This window comes from Sphingobacterium thalpophilum, assembly GCF_901482695.1.
Taxonomy (GTDB): Bacteria; Bacteroidota; Bacteroidia; order Sphingobacteriales; family Sphingobacteriaceae; genus Sphingobacterium; species Sphingobacterium thalpophilum.
Genome location: NZ_LR590484.1, coordinates 4,685,217 through 4,710,033, shown reverse-complemented (window position 1 = coordinate 4,710,033; position 24,817 = coordinate 4,685,217). Strand labels below are relative to the sequence as shown.

Below are 24,817 nucleotides of genomic sequence, written 5' to 3'. Positions count from 1 at the left end.
TAAAAGATATAGCATGATTTCAGAAGTATTTATAAAGAGGCCAGTTACCGCAATCGTAATTTCGATATTGATTTCCATTATCGGGGTGATTGCCGTATCTACCTTACCTATTAGCCAGTACCCCTCTATTGCGCCTCCAACAGTAACGGTAACAGCCAACTACACTGGAGCAGATGCACAGACGGTTGAGCAGACGGTAACGACGCTGATCGAAAGCCAGATCAATGGTACGCCCGGCATGATATATATGTCGTCAAACAGTACTTCAAATGGTCAGGCAACCATTACTGTTACATTTGAAGTAGGTACTGACATTGACATCGCGACCCTGGATGTGCAAAACCGGGTGGGTATTGCCGAACCGGCACTTCCCGAAGCAGTAAGACGCCTGGGTATCACTACCCGTAAGGCCAATAACGATATATTGATGTTGGTTGCTTTAACTTCACCAAAAGGGACAAGATCCGAAAATTTCTTAGCAAATTACAACAACTTATACGTTAAAGATGCGCTATTACGTGTTAAAGGCGTCGGTGATGTAACCGCTTTTGGGCAACCATTTTCAATGCGCGTTTGGCTAGATGCGAACAAATTAGCCAATCTAAGCATGACTCCCGCTGATGTATCGACAGCAATTGCGGAACAAAATTCCCGAATACCTGGCGGTAGTGTTGGTGGACGTCCACAAGAGTCTTCGACAGTATTTGAGTATCCAGTCATTACAGACAGTGACTTATCCAATCCCGAAGACTTTGAAAATATCGTCGTCAAAACCAATAAAGATGGATCTATCGTACTCTTAAAAGATGTTGCTCGTGTCGAATTAGGTCAATTCAATTATGGTACGTCATCTACCGTAAATGGCATGACCTCATCTGCGATGATGATTAACCAGACGCCAGGAGGAAATGCAGTAGAATCCGCGGAAGGTATCGTTGCAGCTTTGGAAAAGTTAAAGAAATCTTTTCCAACTGACGTGGATTATACGATCAGTTACGAAACAGTTTCGGTAGTAAACGCATCCATTTCTTCGGTTATCCACACACTGGTAGAAGCCTTGATTCTGGTGACTGTCGTGGTGTTCTTCTTCTTACAAAGCTGGAGAGCCACATTGATTCCAGTCCTGGCCATTCCGGTGTCCATTATCGGTACATTTATCTTCTTCTTGATATTTGGCTTCTCGGTCAATAACTTGACCATGCTTGCCTTTGTACTGGCCATTGGTATCGTGGTGGATGATGCGATCGTTGTGGTGGAAGCTGTGCAACATTATATCGACCATTACAAGCTAGATGCCAAAGAAGCAACCCGCCGCGCGATGGGCGATATCACGGCACCGGTTATCGCTATTGCCTTAATCTTGGCAGCAGTATTCGTACCGGTAGGATTTATTCCGGGGATGGTGGGTAAACTGTATCAACAATTTGCGATCACCATTGCGGTATCGGTTATGCTCTCGGCATTTATTGCCCTTTCGTTGACACCCGCTTTATGTTCGATTTTACTGAAACCAACAACTGTCCATGAGGGCGCAAAAGGATTGAATAAGTTCTTCTACAAATTCAACGTATGGTTTGAAAAAGTAACAGTCAAATATTCAAGAGGTGTAAAACAATCCATAAAAAAAGCACCTCTTGTATTGATTATCCTTTTATGTATTTTTATTGGTACAGGCTGGATGTTTACGACCAAGCCAACAGGATTTATACCTTCCGAGGATGGTGGGGCATTTTTTGCAGGTATTACGCTGCCAGAGGGCTCTTCTTCAGCACGTACCAATGAAGTACTTAAAGAAATTGAAGCCGACCTACATAAGACTTTTCCTGAAATTAAGTATGTGACGGCGATATCGGGTATTAACATCCTGAACCGCGCGTTTAAATCCAATGGTGCAACAGTGTTCGTATCTTTAAAACCTTGGGAACAACGTACTCGTACAGCGAGTGATATTGCTGGTATGATTATGGGGAAATACATGGGCTACACCAAAGCTAGAGTACTGGCTGTAACTCCGCCTGCAATCCCTGGTTTAGGTACGTCAGGAGGTTTCTCTTTACAGGTACAGGATTTGCAGACCGTCAATATCAAGGATTTCGAAGCTACGGTTGGTAAATTCCTGATGGCGGCCAATCAACGTCCTGAAATTGGCATGGCCTATACGATGTTTAACACCAACTCGCCTAACTACAAATTGGAAGTAAACCGTGAACAGGCGAAACGAATGGGTGTGCCAATTTCAAGTATATATTCGACAATCTCTTCGTATCTGGGAAGTAGTTATGTAAACGACTTTACAAAGTACGGTCGTAGTTACCGTGTCGTTACTCAAGCCGATATCCCTTACCGCATGAATATTGAAGACATTAATAAATTGTATGTCAACAATACCATGGGCAATCCAGTACCGATGGGTACCTTGGTGAAATATGAGCTGACCACCATGCCGTCGATCATCAACCACTACAATATCTTTAGAAGTATTGAGATCAACGGTAGCTCCGCTCCGGGTTATTCTTCGGGTGATGCACTAAAAGCTTTGCAGGAAGTAGCCGCACAGACGTTGCCTGAAGGTTTTGATTACCAGTTCTCCGGTCTTTCTTTACAGGAGATGCAGTCCGGATCAAAAACTATCCAGATCTTCGCGCTATGTATCCTATTCGTGTTCCTGTTATTGGCAGCCCTATACGAGAGCTGGTCAGTACCATTCTCCATCCTCCTATCCGTACCGCTAGGTGTGTTTGGAGCAATTTTGACGCTTACGTTGATCCCATCACTCGACAACAATATTTATGCGCAGATCGGTCTGGTCACCATCATCGGTCTCGCTGCTAAAAATGCGATCCTGATTGTCGAATTTGCGAAAGAGCGGGTCGATATCGGAATGAACCTCTACGAGGCGACATTGGATGCCGTAAAATTGCGTTTACGCCCCATTATCATGACTTCTTTCGCCTTTATATTGGGTATCATCCCATTGATGCTGTCTCATGGCGCAGGGGCGATTTCCCGTCAGACGATTGGCTGGACGGTATTCGGCGGTATGACAGCGGCAACACTCCTGGCGATCTTTATCGTGCCGGTTTTATTCGTTGTCATTACCAGAATGGCTTATGGAAAGAAAAAATTAGCCGAACTGGAAGCTAATTTTGACGAAGAAAAAGCGAAAAACCTGAGCGCTCACTAAGAGCCTGATAACGGATTGCTAATACCAGGTAATCTTTAGCAGAACGCCTTTCCCAGAATCCGGAAAGGCGTTCTGCTTTTTGTGCTTCCAATTATAATGTTTATTTTTGCAGCTCACTAATAATGATATGTCACCTGAATCACAACGTAAATTTGAAGTCCTGAATCTACTGGCCGAATCTTATGATGCCCTGCTATTTGATGTCGATGGTACATTGGCTGATAATATGGATGCCCATAAACAGGCCTATAAAGCAGCTGCCGAGCACTATGGCGTCCAGCTTGATGTGACCATTATCGACGAAACTGCGGGGTGGCCTACCGTCGCCGTCGCAGAGGAAATCAGCAAACGCTACGGCGTACCCTTTGACTATGAGGAATTTTCAACGCTCAAATCCACAATATTTCGCGATGAATATGTGTTTAAGACCAAACCTGTTGATTACGTAGTGGAGCATCTAAAATATCAGAAAGGAAGAAAACTTATCGGGGCAGTATCTGGTGGTACCAGAACAACCTTGTCTATGACCTTGTCTACTATAGGGGTATGGGACGATCTGGAAACCTTGGTATGCGCCGGAGATACACCCGAGGGAAAACCTTCGCCCCAGCCTTTCCTGTTGGCCGCCTCTCAACTGAATATTGCGCCTGAACGATGTCTTGTATATGAAGATGGATCACCGGGCGTCGAGGGCGCGAAAGCTGCAGGCATGGGCTGGGTCCGTGTTGATGAACTCTAACAATAAAAGCCTCTTGCGGGGCTTTTTTATTTTAAAAGCTGGTGATAATCTTCACACCGCCATTGGTATAATTTAAATCGGAGGACCTCAGTCCACCAACAGGTATCTTGTAATATGGCTCGACAGAAATGGACAGCTTGCCGACCCGCTGTTTGCGCCCCACCGATAAATTGATAAAGCCGTTGACACCTTGGTCATCCACATTTTTTTCTGTGGATTTTTGTCTATATTCTGTATTATTGGTTTCATAGATTGTCGCACGTTCCTGATCCAGGATCCCCACATAGGATACCCCTACAGAAGTATAGAAGTTTTTATTGATCGAATACCGGACGTCAACAGGAATATCCACAGTCAGAATCTTTCCTGAAACCCGCTCATTGCTTTTTGCTTCTTTCGCATCTGCTGTACGCATTACCGGAGAATTGTTGAGCCCCGTCTGAGAAATATAATTGGGGGCATCTGCAACAAAAGAATTGGAAGCAAGAGCCGGCGTGATAGGTGAATTGCCGGACACGGCTCCATAATGCTGAATAGACGCTCCTGAGCGGATACTGACCTTAGTTGACACGTTGTAAGCCAAGGCGACTCCACCACCGAGGGTTATGCTTTTAGAAGTGGAAGCCGGTGAGACAAAAGCACCCATCTCCCATTTTTTATCCCCATGATCTTGCTGTACGACCACGCTGCTTCTACCCTGCTGCATAGCGTATAACTCCGACAGCCGTGCTGCTTCACGCTGGGTCTGTGAAAAAGATGAGGTGCCACTGGAACGAAGTTGTTCCACTGTACGTGGATCTGCGACAGCGGTAACAGATTCTGCAACATGATTGTCCTCGATATGGATCGATGCCAATGGTGTGGTCGTCTTCTGCTGCATAGACTGTGGCCTACTAACCCCCGCCAAGTTGTCTTTACCGACGACTGGCAGCCCTTCATAGCCATTACCTCCAAATAAAGACAGTTGCTGTCTCCCTGACGGTGCGATACGTCCTTCATCTATTTTAGAATATGTGTAAGGTCGGTGGGACATCAGCTCTGGTGCGCCTAGGCCCGGCTCCTTGGTCGCCTCCGACAAGGAACGTTTAAGAGATTCTTTTAGATCCCGGCTGTCAGACAGGACCTCCTTATTTTCTGGTACGGTTGTTAAAACTGTTGGCGATGGACTTACTACCGCGGAATTATGTTGCAGGCCCCAATACCCCACACCAAAACACAAGAGCACCGCCGCCGCAGCACTCCAGTATTTCCAGCCGGACGAAGGCGGTGATTCAACCCCATAATTTGAAGCAAATTTCTCCCATGCACCTTCTTTATAAGGAAGCTCGTGGTTTCTCAATTGCCCAACGATCTCTTCTATCAATTCCTTTTTCTTATTGCCTTCCATTTTGTAACAACACTATTTTATCTTATTTCCTGAACCACACCAGTATAATCCAGGTATAATTTTCTAAGCTTCTGTTTTGCCCTTGTCAAATAAGTACGCGAGGTGCTATCTGGTATATTGAGCATCTGGGCGATTTCGTCATGCGAATACCCTTCAATTTCATAGAGATTAAAAATAGTTTTCTGGATTTCTGGAAGCTGGTCCAACAGACGTAAAATCTCATTGACCTCCAGACGGCTGTCGAGCTGAACAGCAGGTGTATATATATCGCCCTCCGCCAGATCGTCCACCGAGTAAAATTGTTTTTTGCCCCGCAGGAAATCAATGGAGATATTCGCAGCAATACGTCCGATCCATGCGCGAAACGATTTATCGAGGTTTTCCGCATCGATATCCATATTAAAAGATTCCAATTTTCTGAAAATCCGGACAAAACTCTCATTGACCAGTTCCTCCGCATCGACATCCTGCTTAACATAACGGATGATAATCGCCATGAGGTAGCCATAATATTTTTTATAGACAAAAGCTTTGCCGTCCTCACGATTACGAAGACAACGCTCTAAGGCATCATGTAAAGATGATAGCTTCTTGTTATAAAAATATGACTGAATAATTCCCACTTAAACTATTTAAATATTAAGTTCAAATAACGAAAATAAAATTATAAAACTTAAAATCAAATAGTCGAATGTCCCCGCGTAATTTCACTATTTAACTATTTTCTAGTCTTTAACGATCAAGGCGGGTAATTCGCTACAGCCCTAATAAAAAATCTTCGCCACTTTAGGGAACTCACCGCCGGTCAAAAACGCGACTTCGTCATCGCGACATTATGCGCAGGTACAAGGATGCCGCTCCTTGGATTCCGAAGATCAATTAAGGCGTGCCGCGCAGCTGCCTGGGCGTTTCACGGACTTTCAAAAAATTCAATAAAAAGAATTGAAAAAAATGGCTATTTTTGCATGATTTTCACATTTTAAATATTATTCATACGGAATGAGTACTGTATTATCCGAACAGGAACAACTTAGAAGACAGGCGATGCAATCCCTGCTGGATATGGGAATCGATCCTTTTCCAGCAAATGAATTTGTCGTTAATGCACATGCGGCTGATATATTAAAAAACTACGATAGAGATAAGCTGAATTATAAAAACATTACCCTAGCTGGGCGTATCATGAGCCGCCGTGTCATGGGCAGTGCTTCCTTTTTTGAAATTCAGGATGCTACGGGACGTATCCAGGCGTATATCAAACGTGATGATATATGTCCGGGAGAAAATAAAGATCTGTACAATGTGGTTTTTAAGAAACTTTTGGACATAGGCGATATCGTCGGTATCAGAGGTTATGTCTTTACGACACAAACGGAAGCCATTGCTGTGCACGTGGAGGAGCTCACCGTATTATCCAAATCATTGCGACCTTTACCGGTCGTTAAATCAGCAGAGGGCAAAACCTTTGATGCTTTTACCGATCCCGAACAGCGCTATAGAATGCGTTACGTCGACTTGATCGTTAATCCAGCCAACAAAGATATTTTTGTAAAACGTACCAAGCTTTTCAACGCCATGCGTCAGTTCTTTAATGATGCAGGCTACATGGAGGTCGAAACTCCAGTACTTCAATCCATTCCTGGTGGTGCGGCGGCGCGTCCGTTTATTACACACCACAATGCACTGGACATTCCTTTGTACCTCCGTATTGCCAACGAGCTGTATCTAAAGAGACTGATTGTCGGCGGTTTTGACGGTGTATACGAGTTTTCGAAAAACTTCCGCAACGAAGGGATGGACCGTACACATAATCCAGAGTTTACGGCGATGGAAATCTATGTCGCCTACAAGGACTACAATTGGATGATGGACTTTACCGAACGGCTCCTGGAGCACTGCGCCCTGGCCGTAAACGGTACCACTGAAGCTACCTTTGGCGAGCATAAAATTGATTTCAAAGCACCTTATAAACGGATTTCCATGACAGACTCCATTAAAGAGTTTACGGGATTCGATATCACCGGCAAATCCGAAGAAGAAATTCGTATCGCAGCCAAAGAAATGGGTATCGATGTCGATGATACCATGGGTAAAGGTAAGCTCATCGATGAGATCTTTGGGGCAAAATGTGAAGGAAACTACATCCAGCCAACATTCATAACGGATTACCCGAAAGAAATGTCACCATTGACCAAAAAACACCGCGATAATCCAGCGCTCACCGAACGTTTTGAGCTGATGGTGTGCGGTAAAGAGATTGCGAACGCCTATTCGGAACTGAACGATCCGATTGATCAGCGTGAACGCTTTGAGGATCAGCTTCGTCTTTCTGAAAAAGGCGATGACGAAGCCATGTTCATTGACCAGGATTTTCTACGCGCATTGGAGTACGGCATGCCGCCTACCTCCGGTCTTGGAATCGGCATGGACCGCCTGATCATGTTTTTGACCAACAATGCATCCATACAAGAGGTTTTATTTTTCCCGCAGATGCGTCCCGAGAAAATAGTAAAAGTGGCTGACGTGAAGGATTATGAAGAACAGGGAATTCCGGCCGTGTGGGTACCAGCATTACAAAAAATGGGTTTTACGACCATTGAAGCCCTCAAAGAAGCCAATCCGAACAAAGTGTTCAACGACCTTGGTGGTATGCGCAAAAAAATGAAATTGGATGTTGCGATGCCGTCAAAAGATGATGTGTTTGCTTGGTTTAATTAATAGCACTCCTATACAAGAAGGTCGGCCCCACAAGTCCGGCCTTTTTTATTATGGCCCTGTGTCCCCCAATCTCCTCCAACCCGTCGGCTAAGCCCTTTCCTACTCCCCAGTGATAAACTTATTACACAACAGCGAGGCCATAAAGGAAGAGCAAATTCCAAACATTTTCTATATTTACGTATCGTGAATAAATACTTTGTTAGCATATGAAGAATATCCTTGCCCTGGATGGTGGTGGCATTCGAGGAATCATTCCGGCTATGGTGCTTGTGGCATTGGAAGAAAAATTGCAGAAGAGCACCATGGACCCCAATGCGCGCATTGCCTCCTACTTTGATTTTATTGCCGGCACAAGCAGCGGCGGAATTCTGACGAGCATACTCCTTTTCCCGGATGAAAACAACCCCAGCCAACCTAAGTTTTCTGCACGGGATGCTCTAAACCTCTTCGTCAATCATGGTACAGAAATTTTCAACGCGTCCAAATGGCGGCATTTTCTCAGCAGCTTGGGCCTGGTCAGCGAACTTTATTCATCTGCTCCGCTGGCAAATGTGCTTGACAAGTATTTTCAGAATGCAAGGCTTAGCCAGCTCATTAAGCCCTGTATCATCACCGCCTATAATATCGAGTTACGGAAAAATCATTTCTTTAGGCAGCAAAAAGCCATTACACATGGTGAAGCCCGTGACTTCTATCTTAAGGATGTCTGCAAAGCGACCTCAGCGGCCCCGACTTTTTTCCCGGTGGCAGAGATCTATTCCGTTTCGAAGACCCGGTATCCGTTGATTGACGGCGGTGTCTTCGCACAAAACCCATCTATCTGCGGACTGCTGGAGGTACTTAAAGCATTTAATAGCACCCAAATCAATGATATGTTTATGGTATCGTTGGGTACGGGAATGTCAAAGACTGCTTATAATTACGAACATTTTAAGAAAAAGCTCGCCATCCAGATCGGCCCTGCCTTGGTAGACATCATGACCAGCGCCTCTTCGGAGAGCACAGAGTATTTTATCCGGCAGCTGTTTCATAGCAACGGCAAAAGCCAAAACTACATACGTCTCGAACCAGCAAATCTCTCGAGCATCAACCCCTCACTGGATGCAGCTTCTGCCAATAACATACAGAAGCTGATTTCCTTATCAGATCGTCTGATCAGTGAACATGAGGGAACACTGGACTATATTGTGGCTCATCTGCTCAAAGAAAAGAATCAGAACAAAAAGAAAAATCCATGGAGTAAGTTGATGGATAAGTTCTAAAAAGTTACTTTTACGCATATTTTAAATCTATATGGCATTAAACTACGTCTGGGTTGCATTTTTTCTAATTACATTTGCCGTTGCCCTTGTCAAACTGATCTTTTTTGGTGATACCGAGATCTTCCAACAAATTGTCAATTCGATCTTTGACAGCGCTAAAACCGGAGCCGAAATATCTTTGGGCCTGATCGGAATGATGAGCTTCGCTTTAGGAATCATGAAAATCGGCGAAAAAGGTGGTACGATCGCCATCTTTGCCAAGATCGTTGGCCCTTTTTTTCATAAACTCTTTCCCGAAATACCTAAAAATCACCCGGCGCTCGGCTCGATCCTCATGAATTTTTCGGCAAATGCTCTCGGTCTTGACAATGCAGCGACGCCGCTCGGACTTAAGGCCATGAAGGAACTTCAGGAGCTGAACACTGATAAGGAAACGGCAACCAATGCGCAGATAATGTTTATAGTTCTCAATGCATCCAGCCTGACGCTGCTTCCGATCTCGATTATGGCCTACCGGAAGGAAGCTGGCGCGCCAGATCCATCGGATGTGTTCCTCCCTATTCTTATTGCCACATTCTTCTCCACGTTGGTCGCATTGATCCTTGTGGCAATTTATCAGAAAATTAACTTGTTTAACAGGGTCGTCTTAGGTTATTTGGGTGGTATGTGCTTATTTATCGGGGGCTTGTTATATTACTTCTCAGGCTTACAACAGTCTGAGATCGAAATATTCAGTAAGGTTTTTGGCAATGTCATCTTGTTCAGCTTGTTTACTTCCTTTATCGGCCTCGCACTGTTCCGAAAGGTCAATGTTTACGATTCTTTCATCGAGGGCGCTAAAGAAGGCTTTGACGTTTCGGTCAAAATCATTCCTTATCTTGTTGCCATGCTCGTCGGCATAGCTGTGTTCAGGGCCTCGGGCACAATGGATTACATGGTTACCGGTATATCCAGGGCAATCGCATTCTGTGGGCTGGATACTTCGTTTGTAGACGCGCTGCCCGTTGCATTTATGAAACCACTTAGTGGCTCGGGAGCAAGGGGGCTGATGGTTGACCTCATGAATGCCAAAGGTCCAATGGATTTTGCCTCGCGCGTAGCCTGCGTTATTCAGGGATCCACCGAAACAACATTTTACGTACTGGCCGTCTATTTTGGCTCGGTCGGCATTCGTCGCACACGGCATGCCCTGCCCTGCGCATTACTGGCTGAACTTGCCGGCGTGGTTGCTGCTATTATTATTTCCTATATTTTCTTTAAGTAGCTTGAAATACAGCATAGAGCTATCAACGATTAAACATATATCAACAGCGGTAAAACTTATAAAAAACGATACAGATGAAAAAAACAATTGCACTTATTGCACATGACGGTAAAAAGCCGGAAATGGTGGCTTTTGTCAAAGACCATCAGGATCTCCTTGAACACGCCGATATAATTGCAACAGGAACGACAGGTTCGTATGTACGTAAGACTGGACTACCAGTTGAACTGAAACTGAGTGGTCCCATGGGCGGTGATGCCCAGATTGCAGCACTGGCTGCGGAAGGTAAAGTCGATGGTATCATCTTTTTTCGTGATCCGCTCGGAAAGCATGCACATGAACCGGATATCCAGATGCTCATGCGTGTCTGTGACCTCTATAACGTTCCATTGGCGACCAACCCCGCTACGGGCAGTTTGATCATTGAAGGACTACTGGAGGATCTAATTGATTAACAAAAAGTAATTTGAACAGAAATAATGGAAAACGAAGTTGTCGTCACCATCGGCCAAGTGCCCTATACCACAAGCGTACAATATGGCAAGCATCAGATCATTGCTGACGAGCCGGAAGAACTTGGTGGCGAGGATCAGGGAATAAACCCGACTCCGCTATTACTGTCTTCTTTGGGGACCTGTAAAGCGATCACCGTAAAAATGTATGCCGACCGTAAAAAATGGCCGCTCGAAGAAGTGATCGTTCGACTGACCTATGAGGTACAAATCGGCGAGCAGCAGCAGACGACCTATATAAAATGCCACATCAGCTTTAAAGGAGATCTCGACACGGAACAGAAGACAAGGTTGTTCAAGATTGCAGACCGCTGTCCAGTACACAAAATATTAACTAATCCTATTGTAATAAGTTCAAATCATTTGTAGCTGTTTCTTGGGATAACCGAAGACACTATTTATATTTGTCCGCACAAAAAAACAAAGCCATGCAATTGGATCCACAAATAGCAATAGACTCTCCTTTTAGATCAATAAAGCGGGAAGACTGGAAAAATCTAAATGGAAAAGTCCTGCACAGCTTCAGTCCGGAAGACCTCGAAAAGTTGCATGCACTCAACGAGCCGCTGACCAATCAGGAGATCGAAGAAGTATATTTTCCGTTGAGCCATTTGCTCGAGATCCATATTGACCGCTTTCAAAGCCTGCACCAGCGAACCAACCGTTTTTTTGGCAAAGTAGAAAGCAGATTGCCTTATATCATTGGTATCGCGGGTTCGGTTGCTGTCGGAAAAAGTACGACCGCAAGAGTATTACAGCGTGTACTTAGCATGCTTCCATCCAAACCAAAGGTGGACCTGGTGACTACGGACGGCTTCCTTTATCCCAATAAACAGCTTATTGAAAAAGGCATACTAAACCGCAAAGGTTTCCCCGAAAGTTACGATGCCAAACGTTTAATCCATTTTTTATCTGCAGTAAAGTCCGGTGCGCCAAAAATTACCGTCCCCGTATACAGCCACTTAGTTTACGATGTACTGCCCGACACCCAACAACAGATCATTGAACAGCCTGACATCCTTATCGTTGAAGGCATCAACGTCTTACAGGTCAACTCCCAGCGGCCACGTAAAGGACATAGCGTTTTCGTCTCCGATTTCTTTGACTATTCGATCTATGTGCATGCCAGCGAAAAAAATCTTATTGAATGGTATACCAATCGATTTGAGTCACTGCGCGCCACAGCGTTCCAAAATCCTGAATCTTTCTTCCACAAATATGCCGATATGACACCGACGGAAAGTCATGCCATGGCCGTGAGCATCTGGAATGAGATCAACAAACCCAATCTGATCAAAAACATTCTGCCCACGCGTTATCGTGCAGATCTAATTCTCGAAAAAGGTAGCCACCACTTTGTCAAAAACGTGAAGGTCAGGAAGATCTAAACAACGGTCTTTTTAAATTGCAACACCTCATTCAAGATTCTGCTCTGCACTTGCTGATGGATCTTATTGCTGGATGAGATCGTCGTCACCTCCACTTTATATTTAATAAAGTCCTTGCCCACATCCGCAACTTTTACCGTAAATCCCTGTGCATGGTCTAGATTGGGATTGCGCCCAAACAATGGCTTAAAGTAAAGTTCCAGTTCTTCAACGCCGACCGCCCGGTCAATGGGCAATTCAAATTTCACGACTATTTTATTGGATTTCTGGGAAGTCTTATTGACCAGTGTCGCCGTAAACACCAAATTATTGGGAATCATGACGGCGTCATCATCTTCATCCCTGACAACGAGGTTTGCGAGTGTTATATCCACGATTTTCCCCTGATATTCTCCGATTTTAATCCGGTCACCGATGGCAAACTGATCTGAAAACATAATAATCAGCCCTGAGATCATATTCGTGATATATTCCCTGAAAATAACAGCAATGGCCATGGCCACAATCGTCAGGCTGGTGATAAACTCCTTCGGGTTGATACCAGCGGCAATCATCAGGCTGACAAGGATAAAAAAGACATTGACTACCGTTGCAACGCGGGTCACGCCAAGCACAAAATTGCTGCGCACGACCTGCTGTTCATTTCTGCTATTGTACAACTTCACCAAAATAAAATGACCGATCGAAATCAGTACATTGGCAGTGAGGAAAGTATTGAGACCATAGGCGATATTCCGTATGGTTTCTTTTTGCTGATAAAAAGCGTCAAACTGCACAAACGAAGCAGTCAGCGCAATCCATAGAATAATCCTCACAACAAAAGAAACGGAAATAGATTTAGTCATCTTCTTCATTTAGCTCTTTGCAAATAAAAGCAAAATTATCGTTTTCTTACTGGCAAAGAAAGATTTTGCGTGTTAAAAAGAAAATAAAAAACTTTTCATCGCGACACGATTTTACTTTTACGTAAAAAGGAGTATCTAGAAATACCTATCTTTGCATAAAGACATGACATGCCACTAAATGAAGGAATCCAACGTGCAAACTGAACTGAACGTAACCGGAATGCACTGTACAAATTGTGCAATTTCAATTCATAAATATCTGGAAGACAATGATGCAAAGGACATTTACGTCAATTTTGCTTCAGATGAAGTCCGATTTTCTGATATACCTGCGGATCGAGTTCCAGCGCTTGTTAAGGGCATTGAATCTTTAGGTTATAAAGTCGTGAGGGACAACGATAAGCGGCCGAGTGTCTGGAGATCGGTAGAACTTAAGTTTATTCTCTGTCTGTTGTTTACGATCCCTTTATGGAGCCACATGTTTATCCGGCTTCCCTTTTTGCATGAACCTTATGTGCAGCTGGCGCTGTGTGCACCGGTTTACCTGATGGGATGCATCTACTTTGGAAGCAGCGCCCTGCGTTCCTTATGGAATAAAATGCCCAATATGGATGTTCTGACTTTTACGGGCTCCACAGCTGCATTTGCTTATAGCCTGATTGGCACTTATTACCAACTCGGGCACGACTACCAATTTTACGAGACCTGTGCCACCATCATCACCTTGGTGTTCATGGGCAATGTGCTTGAAAAAAGGGCGGTTAAAAAGACGGGCTCCGCTATTGAAGACCTGGTCAGTTATCAGGATGTCAGCGCCACAAAGATTGAAGGAGATACCGAATCCGAAATCAGCGCCAGAGATATCAAGTCCGGCGACGTACTCAAGGTGAATACCGGCGAGCAGATTCCTGCCGATGGAGATATTTTAGAAGGACATGCTTGGGTGGATGAATCCATGCTCACAGGGGAAAGCCTACCCGTAGAAATAGATAAATATGATGCCGTGATCGGCGGGACCATGCTAACAGAAGGCAATATCCGTATGGTTGCCACCAGCGTCGGAACGAAAAGCGTTCTTTATCAGATTATTCAGTTGATCAAGGATGCTCAGCAAAAAAAGCCCCCGATCCAGAAATTTGGTGATAAAGTGGCGGCGTACTTTGTACCTATTGTAGTAGCCATTTCCTTTTTTACCTTTTTCATTGCTTACTTTATCGCGCAGCTATCCCTGCAGCAGTCCTTAATGAACGCCATAGCGACACTGGTGGTATCCTGTCCCTGCGCCATGGGTTTGGCCACTCCCACTGCCGTGATGGTCGGATTGGGCCGCGCAGCCAGACAGGGTATTCTGATCAGAGGAGGCAGTACGGTTGAAGAGCTGTCTGATATCAAACAAATGGTCTTTGATAAGACAGGGACGCTCACCACCGGTGATTTTAACATCAAAGCCATTCAGACGTTTGGCATCGAACAATCTCAGGTGGAGTCAATCATTGCACAGTTGGAGGGCTATTCCAACCACCCAATTGCCAGATCAATCCGCAAGCAGTTAAAAGAGGTGAAATCCTATCGTATCATTTTTAAAGAAGTCAACGAAGTCAAGGGCCAGGGCATTTTTGCAACCGACACCAATGGCAACAGCTATTCTATTTGCAATGCCAAAATCGGTAAAAAAGACTATTCCAACCGGTACGATCTTACATTAACCATCAATGACGTTGTCATCGCAGGCATCGTGCTGGAAGATCAGCTCAAATCTTATGCGAAGGAATTAATACAGTTTTTGAAGGATAACGGTATACGTCCCATCCTGCTAAGCGGAGACCGAAAAAGCAAATGTGAGCGCACCGCACAGAAACTGGGTATCGCGGATGTGTATTGGGAAAAATCTCCAGCGGAAAAACTTGACGTCCTATCCGGAATCAAAAAATTGGGACCGACAGCCATGGTCGGCGACGGCATCAATGACGCTCCGGCTTTGACAGCAGCAACGGTGGGAATCTCCCTTGGTGACGCCACCCATGTCGCGATACAGTCCGCTAAAGTGGTGCTTCTGAACAATGATCTGCGGTCCATAGAAAAGCTGCTACGCATCGGAAGCCATACACTATTGACAATCAAACAAAACCTGTTCTGGGGTTTTGCTTACAACATCGTCGCTATACCGCTGGCCGCAGCGGGCTATTTGGGACCAATGTTAGCCGCCCTGAGTATGGCCTTTTCAAACCTTATCGTCATCGGCAACTCCATCCGGCTCCGTTTTAAAAAACTGAAGTAAAAACAAGACCGCATAAGTACCTGGAGAATCCATAAAAGATTCTCTTTTTTGTGTATATTAGGGCTCAATTCATTCGCTTTTGAGGTTAATTTTTTGTAACTTCGCATGCGTAGCAAGCCAGGTATAAGGCTTGCTTACTAGTTTTATTGAAACCAAATTCATATGGCTGAAGAAACAGAAAACGACAACAATCTTGTTCCGGCAAACGACCGGATTATCCCAATTAATATCGAGGACCAGATGAAGTCCGCCTACATTGACTATTCCATGTCGGTCATTGTATCCCGGGCCCTTCCTGACGCGCGTGATGGTATGAAGCCTGTTCACAGACGTGTGCTTTATGGTATGTTGGACTTGGGGGTAACCAGCGGCAAGCCTTACAAAAAGTCTGCCCGTATCGTGGGGGATGTATTAGGTAAATATCACCCACATGGTGATTCTTCCGTGTACGACACGATGGTCCGTATGGCACAAGATTGGAGTTTACGCTACCCCTTGGTAGACGGTCAGGGTAACTACGGTTCCATTGACGGCGATCCACCTGCGGCAATGCGTTATACCGAGGCAAGATTAAAAAAGATTGCCGAAGAAATGCTGTCCGACATCAACAAAGATACTGTAGACTTCCAAAATAACTTTGACGACTCACTACAGGAACCTACCGTATTACCGACTCGGATACCCAACCTTCTTGTCAATGGCGCTTCGGGTATTGCGGTCGGTATGGCAACAAATATGGCTCCCCATAACCTTTCAGAAGTTATTGACGGCACCGTGGCCTTTATCGACAACCGTGATATTGAGGTGTCCGAACTGATGCAATATATAAAAGGTCCCGATTTCCCTACCGGAGCATTAATCTATGGATATGCAGGGGTGCAGGACGCGTTCAACACCGGACGTGGCCGCATCGTCATGCGTGCTAAAGCAGAAATAGAAACCAGCAGTTCAGGCAAGGAGCAGATCATTGTAACCGAAATCCCTTATCAGGTAAATAAGGCCAATATGATTGAACGTACTGCCGAATTGGTTAACGAGAAAAAGCTGGAAGGAATTTCCGCTATCCGTGACGAGTCAGACCGTTCGGGTATGCGCATTGTTTACGACATCAAACGTGACGCCAACGCCAATGTCGTATTAAACAATCTCTTTAAATATACCGCACTACAGACTTCTTTTTCAGTCAACAACATTGCTTTAGTTAAAGGCCGTCCACAGCTTCTGAATCTGAAAGATATGATTCACGAATTTGTCGAGCACAGACACGATGTTATCGTCAGACGGACCCGTTATGAATTGGCGGAAGCTGAAAAACGCGCACATATTCTGGAAGGCTACCTGATCGCCCTGGATCATCTAGATGAGGTCATCAGATTAATTCGTAATTCCGAAACACCGGAAGATGCACGGGTTGGATTAATGGACAAATTTGGTCTATCCGATCTTCAGGCACGCGCAATTTTGGATATGACCCTGCGGCGCCTAACAGGACTGGAACGGGATAAGATCAAAGAGGAATACGCTGAATTGATGAAAACAATCGACTATCTGAAATCGGTATTGGAAGATGAATCCTTGCGGATGAAAATCATCAAGGACGAATTGATTGAAATCAAAGAAAAATATGGCGATGAACGTAGATCCCAGATCGTACATTCTGCGGAAGATATGCGGATGGAGGATTTTATTGATGACGAAGAAATTGTGATCACGATCTCTCACAATAGCTATGTGAAGCGTACACCATTGTCAGAATATAAACGCCAGGGACGCGGCGGCCGTGGTTCCATCGGCACCAACACCCGCGAAGAGGACTTCACCGAACATATCATCACAGCCTCGGCACATAACTATATGCTGTTGTTTACCGAGGCGGGACGCTGTTTTTGGCTACGGGCTTTTGAAATTCCTGAAGGTAGCCGGACGTCACGTGGCCGTGCACTTCAAAACATCATCAACGTTCCGAAGGAGGAAAAGATCAAAGCCTATATTCTGGTTAAAAATCTGAAAGATCAGGAGTATCTGGAAAACAATTTTATTATCATGTGTACCAAGAAAGGTACCATTAAAAAGACCTCACTGGAGGCGTACTCACGTCCGCGGGCTAATGGTATCAATGCGATCAATATCAACGAGGGTGATCAATTGATCGAAGCCTGTCTGACCACTGGAAGCAGCGAAATCGTGATGGCACTCCGTTCGGGACGGGCAATCCGTTTCAATGAATCTACCGTTCGTCCAATGGGTAGAACAGCTACAGGGGTGCGCGGTATCACATTAGCTTCGGAGACAGATGAAGTAATTGGCATGATTAGTGTAAATGATTCAGAAACAACCGTATTGGTGGTTTCCGAAAAAGGCTATGGAAAACGTACAGATATCGAAGATTATCGGGTCACCAACCGTGGCGGTAAAGGTGTAAAAACCATCAATGTAACGGAGAAGACAGGTGAACTGGTCGCTATAAAAGGCGTTACGGATGCTGAAGACCTCATGATCATCAACAAATCAGGCATCGTTATCCGCATAGCGGTAGAGGAACTGAGGGTCATGGGCCGTGCGACACAAGGCGTCAGACTCATCAATCTGAAAGATAATGATGAGATTGCTTCCATCACTAAAGTAGACCGTGAAGAAGAATCTGATGAAGAAATCGGAAATCCGGAAACTACGGAAGGCTTTGCTTCTGAAGAAAACACAGATTCAAACGAAGAATAAATTGAATGAACTACCATGAGCGTAAATTTAGCTCAGTACTGAATTAAATAAACACGCAAGATGGATTCATTACTTATAAAAATCAATTATTCTAATGAAGAACTTACTGATATCATTGTTCATATCTGCAAGTAGTTTAACTGTTGCTGCCCAATCGAATCTGAAAGAGGGTAGCAACAGTTTTGCTTTATATACCAAAACTGGCGAATTTAAAAATCTTGAAAACGCAAGAAAGTTTGCAGATGCTGCATTCCAGTCCCGAAAGGACTCGGCCTCTGTCAACAACAATCTTTTAAGGACATTGGTTTACAGCTCGTTGGCCGTCGCCGACTCTACACGGAAACAGCAGTACAAACTAGATCCAATCGATGTGTCCATCAAATCGCTGAAACTTCTGGACGCGAAAAAAGCACGGCGTAACTTTCCGGCAGAAATGGATTACATCCGGCAGAATCTTGCAGGGGCTATCTCCTATCAGGCTGGTCTGGCGCTAAAGGAGCAAAAATTTGACAAAGCTTATCAAGCCTACCTGCGCATAGATTCATTGGGATTTAAGAATGCTGACCTTAAATACAATCTTGCTGTGCTTGCTGGCAAGAATAAAGATTATCTGAATTCGATCAGGTATTACGATGAACTTATTAAAGGCGAGAATCCAAAGCCAAACTACTTTTTAGAGTTAGCACAAATTTATAGTTTGGGAGGTACTAAACAAGATGTTCTAAGCGTTTTAGAAAAAGGACATTCAGTATTTCCGGAGAATAAACAATTGCTCTTTCGGTTGATCGATGTGTATACGGCGAATGGCTCCTATGATGCGATCCTGAACGTAATTGCTGACGCGATCCGCCTGGAACCTGAAAACATTGAATTAAACTATATTGCTGGTTATTCATACCAAAATGCCAATGATCTAAAAAAAGCTAAGGAATATTATAATAACGTGCTGAGGCTAGATCCGAATAACTACGAGTCTAATCTGGCATTAGGTTTAATTAATCTGGAGACATTATTGAAAGATCCGACAAACCAGGATATCCAGGATCTTACAATTGAATACCTTTTGAAGGCAAACGAAGTAAAACCATACGATGTTAATGCCCTTAGGGCCTTGGCAAAATACTATACACTTATTGACGATGCGTCTCAACTGGACAGAGTAAATTTATTATTGAATCAATTAACAGTTAAATAGATATGAATTTAAAATCTCTATTATTATTAGCAGCGATCGGAACTGTTTCTACATCAGTTTCTTTTGCGCAGTCAGGTAACGTTAAAAAAGCAAAAAGTGGTCTGGCCAAATTTCAGGAGCTGAAAGAAGCTGGTACCGCCCAACTAGGCTTACCAAACCTCAAGTCAGCAAAAGAAGCTATTGATGCTGCTGTTGTCCACGAAAAAACAAAAGATAATGCGGAAGCATGGACAGTATATGCTTTGGTCAATGCCAACCTATCCACAATAGACAAATCTGCCGAATTGGCAAAATTAGCTGAAGATGGAATTGCCAAAGCCAAGCAACTGGATACTGACGGTGCCAATAAAGCTAATATTACCGTGGCTGAACAAATTCTTGGGCAGTACAACTTTAATATTGGCGCGGAGGAATATCAGGCACAGAAATATGCTGATTCATACAACTCATTCACAAAGGCATTGACCTTTCTACCCGGAGACACCTTGGTGACTTATTATAGCGGTGTGGCAGCCTTATCCAATAAAGATTACAAGAACGCAATCGAACGTTATAAAGAGCTGATTCCGAGAAAGGATTTCTCTTCCCATAAAACAATTATGGTCGATCTGCCTAAACTATACCTGTCGGTACAGGATACAGCCTCCGCTTTAGAGTATGCAAAAAAAGCCGCTGAAGCTTATCCGGATGACAATGCAGCGATGACGCAGAATATCGAGCTGAATTTAATTACCGGTCACGAAAAAGAAACCATCGATGCCATTACATCCCAATTGGCTAAAGATCCGGGCAATAAGAATTTAAACTATTATTTAGGAATAGCGCAATCAGCTGCGAAAAATGACGAAGCCGCAATCGCTGCTTATAAGAAAGCGCTGGAAGCCGATCCTAATTTCTTCGAAGCCAACACCAATCTGGCAATCACGCTAATGAATAAAACACGTGAAAAGCTGAACGAGGTAAACAACAACAGAAAGCTTACCCAAGCACAATACAATGCCGAAGTGGACAAAATTAAGGCCGAATTAAAGCCTGTATTACCTTATTTGGAAAAAGCAGTAGCGCTACAGCCAAAGAATGTCGATGCTTTGACCAATTTGAAAAACTACTATGTCTTCATGCAGGACGAAGCGAAGACTGCTGAAATTAACGCAAAAATTAAAGAGGTCGAATAATAAAAATCAGTATAATATAAAAATCCCCGGATCTCTGGGGATTTTTTATTTTCCTTAAACCCTACGCTTTTTCATCTTAGGAGGCAAACCTTTCCCTGAAGGGATACCAAAAACTCTTTAAGTGATTTAGGATTACATCAATGCGGCAGACTTTTCCCTCAAGGCAACGCCAAAACTCTCTAAGGGAATTTAGGATTACATCACTGGGGCAGACTTTTACCTTAAGGGAACGCTGAGACTCTTTAAAGGAATTTTGGATTGCTTCAACGCAACAGACTTTTCCCAGAAGGTAATGCCAAAACTCTTTAAGGGAATTTAGGATTACATCAATGCGGCAGACTTTTACCTTAAGGGAACGCCAAAACTCTTTAAGGGAATTTGGGATTACATCAATGCGGCAAACCTTTACCTTAGGGGAACGCCAAAACTCTTTGAAAGAATTTAGGATTACATCAGTGCGAAAGATTTTTCCCTTGAATTCAGACTAGAATTTGAGACATCCAAAATCGGCCTTTAACGACGATAAATCAGATTTTCTAATATAATATTATTGTATACCAATAAATTTTAAGAGGTAAAATACTGCCAAACGCAGTTCTCAGCATGATGCATTTTGGCGGAATTTTACCCCTTTTAAGACCGTCAGGCCTCCAAATGAACAAGCGACACTAGCTATAGCAACGTTGCCTGTAAGGTCTTTTCGAAACTAAAGGCTTTACTCACTGGACAATTGTCTTTTGCCTTTTGAGCGAGTTCCTGAAATTTGATATTGTCAATGGATGGTACTTTTGCCGTCAGCTCCAACTCAGAACGTACGATCGCTCCGTTTTCAAAAACAATAGTGGATACAGTTTTGAGTTCATCTGGAACAAATCCAGCTTCTGTTAAAAATGCGCTCAATTGCATGGTGAAGCAACCGGCATGTGCGGCCGCCAGTAATTCCTCAGGATTTGTACCGACACCATCTTCAAATCGGGTTGAAAAAGAATACTGTGTCTCGTCCAGGACTGTACTGTCTGTCGTCAGGTTTCCTTTTCCTTCTTTTAGATTGCCATTCCATAAGGCTGTTGCTTTTCTTCTCATGAGTATTGTATTTATTCAAATGTTTGTTGTAATCCGCTTTAAGGGCATCGCCTACTATAAAACAACACAAAGCACAAAAAGTTGCATTCGTACTATAGTTTATGTCGCATTTCTAGATGAAACAACGTTTATCAGGGTATAAAACTAAACTCATGAATAAACTTTCCTTTCTTTGTGTCTTTGTTGCAACTTTCTCCGCTTGTAAAACCCAGCAGGGCAACCGTCAGGTACTCATACAGGACTGTCCTGATGAAAAAATCATCAACAAAATTCCCGGTCCTCCGGTAAAAGGAGAATCCGAAAAGGTTTATTATATTTATCAGGGGAAAAAGCTGTCTCCAAAACAATTTGATCAGGAGTGGCTCGAGAAGAATTGTGAGATTAAAGAGACAGTAGTCTATTGATTTTATTTTTGAAAACAAGCTCAAAGACGTATTTTTGCCTAAAATTTTTAAAATGACAGTTTCTTTACGGGAGGTCAATAAAAAGATTTTAGGCTACGTTTCTTTAACTTTTCTCGGTTACTTCACGATCGGCCTATCACTTGCAACCTTGCCCATCTTCATCCACCAAATCTTAGGATTCAATACGATAATTGCTGGGCTGGTCATCAGTGTACAATATATAGCGACCTTTTTACTTCGCGGTTACGCTGGAAAAATTGTGGATACCAAAGGTCCTAAGGTATCTGTATTGCGCAGTATGTTATTTTTTGCGCTTTCAGGTATTTTTCTTTTGCTGGTTTTTCTCTTCAGATCCCAACCGTTCCTAAGTCTGGGTCTATTGTTGGTGACGCGGCTATTTACGGGTATCGGCGAAGGCCTTGTCGGTGCCAGCCCGATCAACTGGGCGTTATTGGAGCTGGGAGATGAACATGCAGCCAAAGCCATTTCCTTTAATGGTATCGCCAGTTATGGCGCCCTAGCCCTGGGTGCACCACTGGGTGTATTCATGGCTGATCATGTGAACTACCAATCGCTGGCCATTCTCACATTTGCTGTCGGAGTCCTCGGTTACTTTTACAGTAAATCAAAAAAACCTTACCGCGTGGCGTTTAAGAAAACTGCTCCAGTCAGTTTCAAACGTGTACTTTTGACTGTCGCGCCGTTCGGAGCCTGTTTGGCTTTGGGTGGTCTCGGTTTTGGCAGCATTTCGACCTTTATGACGCTTTACTATGAGTATTTCAACTGGCAAAATGGAGCCGTATGTTTAACAGTATTTGGCATTTTCTTTATTCTGACGCGGCTCGTGTTCAATAAGGCCATAGACCAATTTGGAGGTCTGCGCATAGCATTAGTAAGCCTTTTTGTGGAAGCCTTGGGCTTACTTGTCATCGCTCTTGCCTTACATCCAATTTGGACGCTGGCGGGAGCTGCGTTGACAGGATTGGGTTTTTCGCTTGTCTTCCCCGCTTTGGGTGTAGAGGCCATTAAAAGAGTAGACGGCAGTCAACAAGGTTCAGCGCTGGCGGCCTATGGGCTATTTATTGACATTTCGCTGGGAATTACCGGACCGCTGATTGGCTTCGTTGCCAATAATATTGGGATGACCAGTATCTACCCTTTCAGTGCCATTATGGTCGCCATCGGTTTTGCCGTAGTGGGAAATTTATATTATCATAAAAGAACAAAACTCGCCTGACATCTTTACTTACCATAAGGATCTCTAAAAAACGTAAAGCCGCTTGAATTTTCATCCAAGCGGCTTATTTAGTCATGTATATGAAACTATGGAAGCAGCGCTAAAAGCCGCATGCTCCAAAGATTGCAGTCAACTAATCCGCAATACTGGGTACCGATACCATTTCATTGGTATCAGCGTTGTAATCGATGCCGTCAAAGTTGAATCCGAATAGATTGAAAAATTCGTTTCGGTAACCTTCAATATCCGAGATCTCAGCGAGATTTTCAGTTGTGGCTTTCTCCCACAGCGCCGCAACCTCGGCCTGAACATCCGCACGCATTTCCAGATCGTCCACACGGATACGGCCTTTATCATCGAGTAATACCTTACCGTCGGCGGTATATAAACGCTCTGCAAACAGACGTTGCATCTGTTCAATCGTGCCCTCGTGAATTCCCTTTTCTTTCATCACTTTATACAAAAGTGAAATATACAAGGGTACTACAGGGATCGCTGAGCTTGATTGCGTAACCAGCGCCTTATTCACAGATACATAAGCGACACCATGAATATCGTTTAATATGTCGTTAATTGCAGGAACAGTAGCCTCCAGATCATCTTTTGCGCGACCTATTGTTCCGTTACGGTAGATTGGATAAGTCAGTTCAGGACCAATATACGAATAAGCTACTGTCTTCACCCCTTCTGCAAGAACACCTGCAGCTTTTAAATCTTCGATCCAGAACTTCCAGTCTTCTCCACCCATGACAGCTACGGTATTAGCAATATCTTCTTCGTTTTTAACAGGTTGAATTGTAATATCTGACACAATACCTGTATGAAAATCTACTGTCTTATTGGTAAACGGCTCCTTGATTGGTTTTAGCACAGACGCATGCGCCACACCAGTTTTCGGGTGTGTACGACGTGGAGATGCCAAACTGTAAACCACTAAATCTACTTGTCCTAAATCTTTTTTGATCAGATCAATCGTCTGCTGTTTGATCTCATCTGAAAATGCATCACCATTAATGCTTTTAGCATATAATCCAGCGTCATGAGCTTCTTTTTCAAATGCAGCTGAATTATACCAACCGGCAGTTCCGGGTTTGCCTTCTGCTGCAGGCTTCTCAAAAAACACACCGATTGTAGCAGCTCCAGAACCAAATGCTGCAGAAATCCGGGATGCAATACCAAAGCCTGTAGAAGCACCGATAACCAATACTTTTTTTGGCCCGTTCGCGATCTCACCCTTTGATTTCACGTATTCAATTTGATTTTTAATGTTTTGCGCAGCCCCTTGTGGATGCGAGGTTAAACAAATAAAACCTCTAGTTCTTGGTTGTATAATCATCTTGATTAATTTTCTTACTACTTGTTTTATTGATTAGGCAAAATAAGGAATTTTAAATGAGAAAATCGCCATAAAAATCAATTACTTTTTGT

19 protein-coding genes are annotated in these 24,817 nt (G+C 43.8%); 14 read left to right on the top strand and 5 right to left on the bottom strand.

Annotated features, from left to right (window positions below):
* Positions 1-13 precede the first annotated feature (13 nt).
* Together FGL37_RS19665 and FGL37_RS19660 are read left to right on the top strand one after the other, a co-directional pair.
* Positions 14-3,184 carry an efflux RND transporter permease subunit gene (locus tag FGL37_RS19665; RefSeq protein WP_028069511.1) on the top strand — a complete coding sequence of 1,057 codons (3,171 nt, stop codon included), beginning with the start codon at positions 14-16 and terminating at the stop codon, positions 3,182-3,184.
* A 127-nt stretch (positions 3,185-3,311) separates the two neighbouring features.
* Positions 3,312-3,923, top strand: a complete 612-nt coding sequence (locus FGL37_RS19660) for an HAD family hydrolase (RefSeq protein WP_028069510.1) — start codon at positions 3,312-3,314, stop codon at positions 3,921-3,923.
* Positions 3,924-3,954: 31 nt separating this feature from the next.
* On the opposite strand, the gene FGL37_RS19655 is transcribed toward FGL37_RS19660, so the two are convergent.
* A complete protein-coding gene (locus FGL37_RS19655) occupies positions 3,955-5,310 on the bottom strand; it encodes a hypothetical protein (protein WP_028069509.1) in 1,356 nt (451 codons plus the stop codon).
* A 17-nt stretch (positions 5,311-5,327) separates the two neighbouring features.
* A complete protein-coding gene (locus tag FGL37_RS19650; RefSeq protein ID WP_028069508.1) occupies positions 5,328-5,933 on the bottom strand; it encodes an RNA polymerase sigma factor in 606 nt (201 codons plus the stop codon).
* A 376-nt stretch (positions 5,934-6,309) separates the two neighbouring features.
* Here FGL37_RS19650 and lysS point away from each other — a divergent pair, with 376 nt between their 5' ends.
* From lysS to coaA, 6 genes are all read left to right on the top strand, one after another.
* Positions 6,310-8,028 (top strand): lysine--tRNA ligase, encoded by a 1,719-nt coding sequence (gene lysS, locus FGL37_RS19645; protein WP_028069507.1) that lies wholly within the window; start codon positions 6,310-6,312, stop codon positions 8,026-8,028.
* Between the two features lie 206 nt (positions 8,029-8,234).
* Positions 8,235-9,290 (top strand): patatin-like phospholipase family protein, encoded by a 1,056-nt coding sequence (locus tag FGL37_RS19640; RefSeq protein ID WP_028069506.1) that lies wholly within the window; start codon positions 8,235-8,237, stop codon positions 9,288-9,290.
* Positions 9,291-9,321: 31 nt separating this feature from the next.
* Positions 9,322-10,554, top strand: a complete 1,233-nt coding sequence (locus tag FGL37_RS19635; RefSeq protein ID WP_028069505.1) for a spore maturation protein — start codon at positions 9,322-9,324, stop codon at positions 10,552-10,554.
* Positions 10,555-10,628: 74 nt separating this feature from the next.
* Positions 10,629-11,009 carry a methylglyoxal synthase gene (locus tag FGL37_RS19630; protein WP_028069504.1) on the top strand — a complete coding sequence of 127 codons (381 nt, stop codon included), beginning with the start codon at positions 10,629-10,631 and terminating at the stop codon, positions 11,007-11,009.
* Between the two features lie 24 nt (positions 11,010-11,033).
* Positions 11,034-11,435 carry an OsmC family protein gene (locus FGL37_RS19625; protein ID WP_028069503.1) on the top strand — a complete coding sequence of 134 codons (402 nt, stop codon included), beginning with the start codon at positions 11,034-11,036 and terminating at the stop codon, positions 11,433-11,435.
* 59 nt (positions 11,436-11,494) lie between these two features.
* Entirely contained in the window at positions 11,495-12,454 is a 960-nt protein-coding gene (coaA, locus tag FGL37_RS19620; RefSeq protein WP_037532931.1) for a type I pantothenate kinase, read from the top strand.
* Here the strand turns inward: coaA and FGL37_RS19615 are convergent.
* Positions 12,451-13,299 carry a mechanosensitive ion channel family protein gene (locus FGL37_RS19615; protein WP_232048743.1) on the bottom strand — a complete coding sequence of 283 codons (849 nt, stop codon included), beginning with the start codon at positions 13,297-13,299 and terminating at the stop codon, positions 12,451-12,453. The genes coaA and FGL37_RS19615 overlap by 4 nt on opposite strands.
* Before the next feature lie 178 nt (positions 13,300-13,477).
* On the opposite strand from FGL37_RS19615, the gene FGL37_RS19610 reads away from it, so the two are divergent.
* From FGL37_RS19610 to FGL37_RS19595, 4 genes are all read left to right on the top strand, one after another.
* On the top strand, positions 13,478-15,577 hold the full coding sequence (locus FGL37_RS19610; RefSeq protein WP_028069500.1) for a heavy metal translocating P-type ATPase: 2,100 nt from the start codon (positions 13,478-13,480) through the stop codon (positions 15,575-15,577).
* Positions 15,578-15,739: 162 nt separating this feature from the next.
* Entirely contained in the window at positions 15,740-18,295 is a 2,556-nt protein-coding gene (gyrA, locus tag FGL37_RS19605; RefSeq protein ID WP_028069499.1) for a DNA gyrase subunit A, read from the top strand.
* A 94-nt stretch (positions 18,296-18,389) separates the two neighbouring features.
* Entirely contained in the window at positions 18,390-19,490 is a 1,101-nt protein-coding gene (locus tag FGL37_RS19600; RefSeq protein ID WP_037532930.1) for a tetratricopeptide repeat protein, read from the top strand.
* A 2-nt stretch (positions 19,491-19,492) separates the two neighbouring features.
* Complete coding sequence (locus FGL37_RS19595; protein ID WP_028069497.1) at positions 19,493-20,665, top strand: tetratricopeptide repeat protein; 1,173 nt, start codon at positions 19,493-19,495, stop codon at positions 20,663-20,665.
* Positions 20,666-21,337: 672 nt separating this feature from the next.
* Here the strand turns inward: FGL37_RS19595 and FGL37_RS19590 are convergent.
* Positions 21,338-21,748 carry an OsmC family protein gene (locus FGL37_RS19590; RefSeq protein ID WP_028069496.1) on the bottom strand — a complete coding sequence of 137 codons (411 nt, stop codon included), beginning with the start codon at positions 21,746-21,748 and terminating at the stop codon, positions 21,338-21,340.
* Positions 21,749-21,900: 152 nt separating this feature from the next.
* On the opposite strand from FGL37_RS19590, the gene FGL37_RS19585 reads away from it, so the two are divergent.
* Positions 21,901-22,152, top strand: a complete 252-nt coding sequence (locus FGL37_RS19585; protein ID WP_138096966.1) for a hypothetical protein — start codon at positions 21,901-21,903, stop codon at positions 22,150-22,152.
* A gap of 52 nt (positions 22,153-22,204) precedes the next feature.
* Positions 22,205-23,389: an MFS transporter gene (locus FGL37_RS19580; protein WP_028069494.1), complete on the top strand. Its 1,185-nt coding sequence runs from the start codon at positions 22,205-22,207 to the stop codon at positions 23,387-23,389.
* A gap of 133 nt (positions 23,390-23,522) precedes the next feature.
* Here FGL37_RS19580 and fabV read toward each other — a convergent pair whose 3' ends face one another.
* Positions 23,523-24,725: an enoyl-ACP reductase FabV gene (gene fabV, locus FGL37_RS19575; RefSeq protein WP_028069493.1), complete on the bottom strand. Its 1,203-nt coding sequence runs from the start codon at positions 24,723-24,725 to the stop codon at positions 23,523-23,525.
* Positions 24,726-24,817 lie beyond the last annotated feature (92 nt).

Coding starts and splice junctions, on each gene's coding strand:
- gyrA (WP_028069499.1), top strand. CDS start 15,740: ATGGCTGAAGAAACAGAAAACGACAACAATCTTGTTCCGGCAAACGAC.
- coaA (WP_037532931.1), top strand. CDS start 11,495: ATGCAATTGGATCCACAAATAGCAATAGACTCTCCTTTTAGATCAATA.
- FGL37_RS19615 (WP_232048743.1), bottom strand. CDS start 13,299: ATGACTAAATCTATTTCCGTTTCTTTTGTTGTGAGGATTATTCTATGG.
- FGL37_RS19630 (WP_028069504.1), top strand. CDS start 10,629: ATGAAAAAAACAATTGCACTTATTGCACATGACGGTAAAAAGCCGGAA.
- FGL37_RS19580 (WP_028069494.1), top strand. CDS start 22,205: ATGACAGTTTCTTTACGGGAGGTCAATAAAAAGATTTTAGGCTACGTT.
- FGL37_RS19600 (WP_037532930.1), top strand. CDS start 18,390: ATGAAGAACTTACTGATATCATTGTTCATATCTGCAAGTAGTTTAACT.
- FGL37_RS19585 (WP_138096966.1), top strand. CDS start 21,901: ATGAATAAACTTTCCTTTCTTTGTGTCTTTGTTGCAACTTTCTCCGCT.
- FGL37_RS19635 (WP_028069505.1), top strand. CDS start 9,322: ATGGCATTAAACTACGTCTGGGTTGCATTTTTTCTAATTACATTTGCC.
- FGL37_RS19590 (WP_028069496.1), bottom strand. CDS start 21,748: ATGAGAAGAAAAGCAACAGCCTTATGGAATGGCAATCTAAAAGAAGGA.
- fabV (WP_028069493.1), bottom strand. CDS start 24,725: ATGATTATACAACCAAGAACTAGAGGTTTTATTTGTTTAACCTCGCAT.
- FGL37_RS19610 (WP_028069500.1), top strand. CDS start 13,478: ATGAAGGAATCCAACGTGCAAACTGAACTGAACGTAACCGGAATGCAC.
- lysS (WP_028069507.1), top strand. CDS start 6,310: ATGAGTACTGTATTATCCGAACAGGAACAACTTAGAAGACAGGCGATG.
- FGL37_RS19660 (WP_028069510.1), top strand. CDS start 3,312: ATGTCACCTGAATCACAACGTAAATTTGAAGTCCTGAATCTACTGGCC.
- FGL37_RS19625 (WP_028069503.1), top strand. CDS start 11,034: ATGGAAAACGAAGTTGTCGTCACCATCGGCCAAGTGCCCTATACCACA.
- FGL37_RS19655 (WP_028069509.1), bottom strand. CDS start 5,310: ATGGAAGGCAATAAGAAAAAGGAATTGATAGAAGAGATCGTTGGGCAA.
- FGL37_RS19595 (WP_028069497.1), top strand. CDS start 19,493: ATGAATTTAAAATCTCTATTATTATTAGCAGCGATCGGAACTGTTTCT.
- FGL37_RS19640 (WP_028069506.1), top strand. CDS start 8,235: ATGAAGAATATCCTTGCCCTGGATGGTGGTGGCATTCGAGGAATCATT.
- FGL37_RS19665 (WP_028069511.1), top strand. CDS start 14: ATGATTTCAGAAGTATTTATAAAGAGGCCAGTTACCGCAATCGTAATT.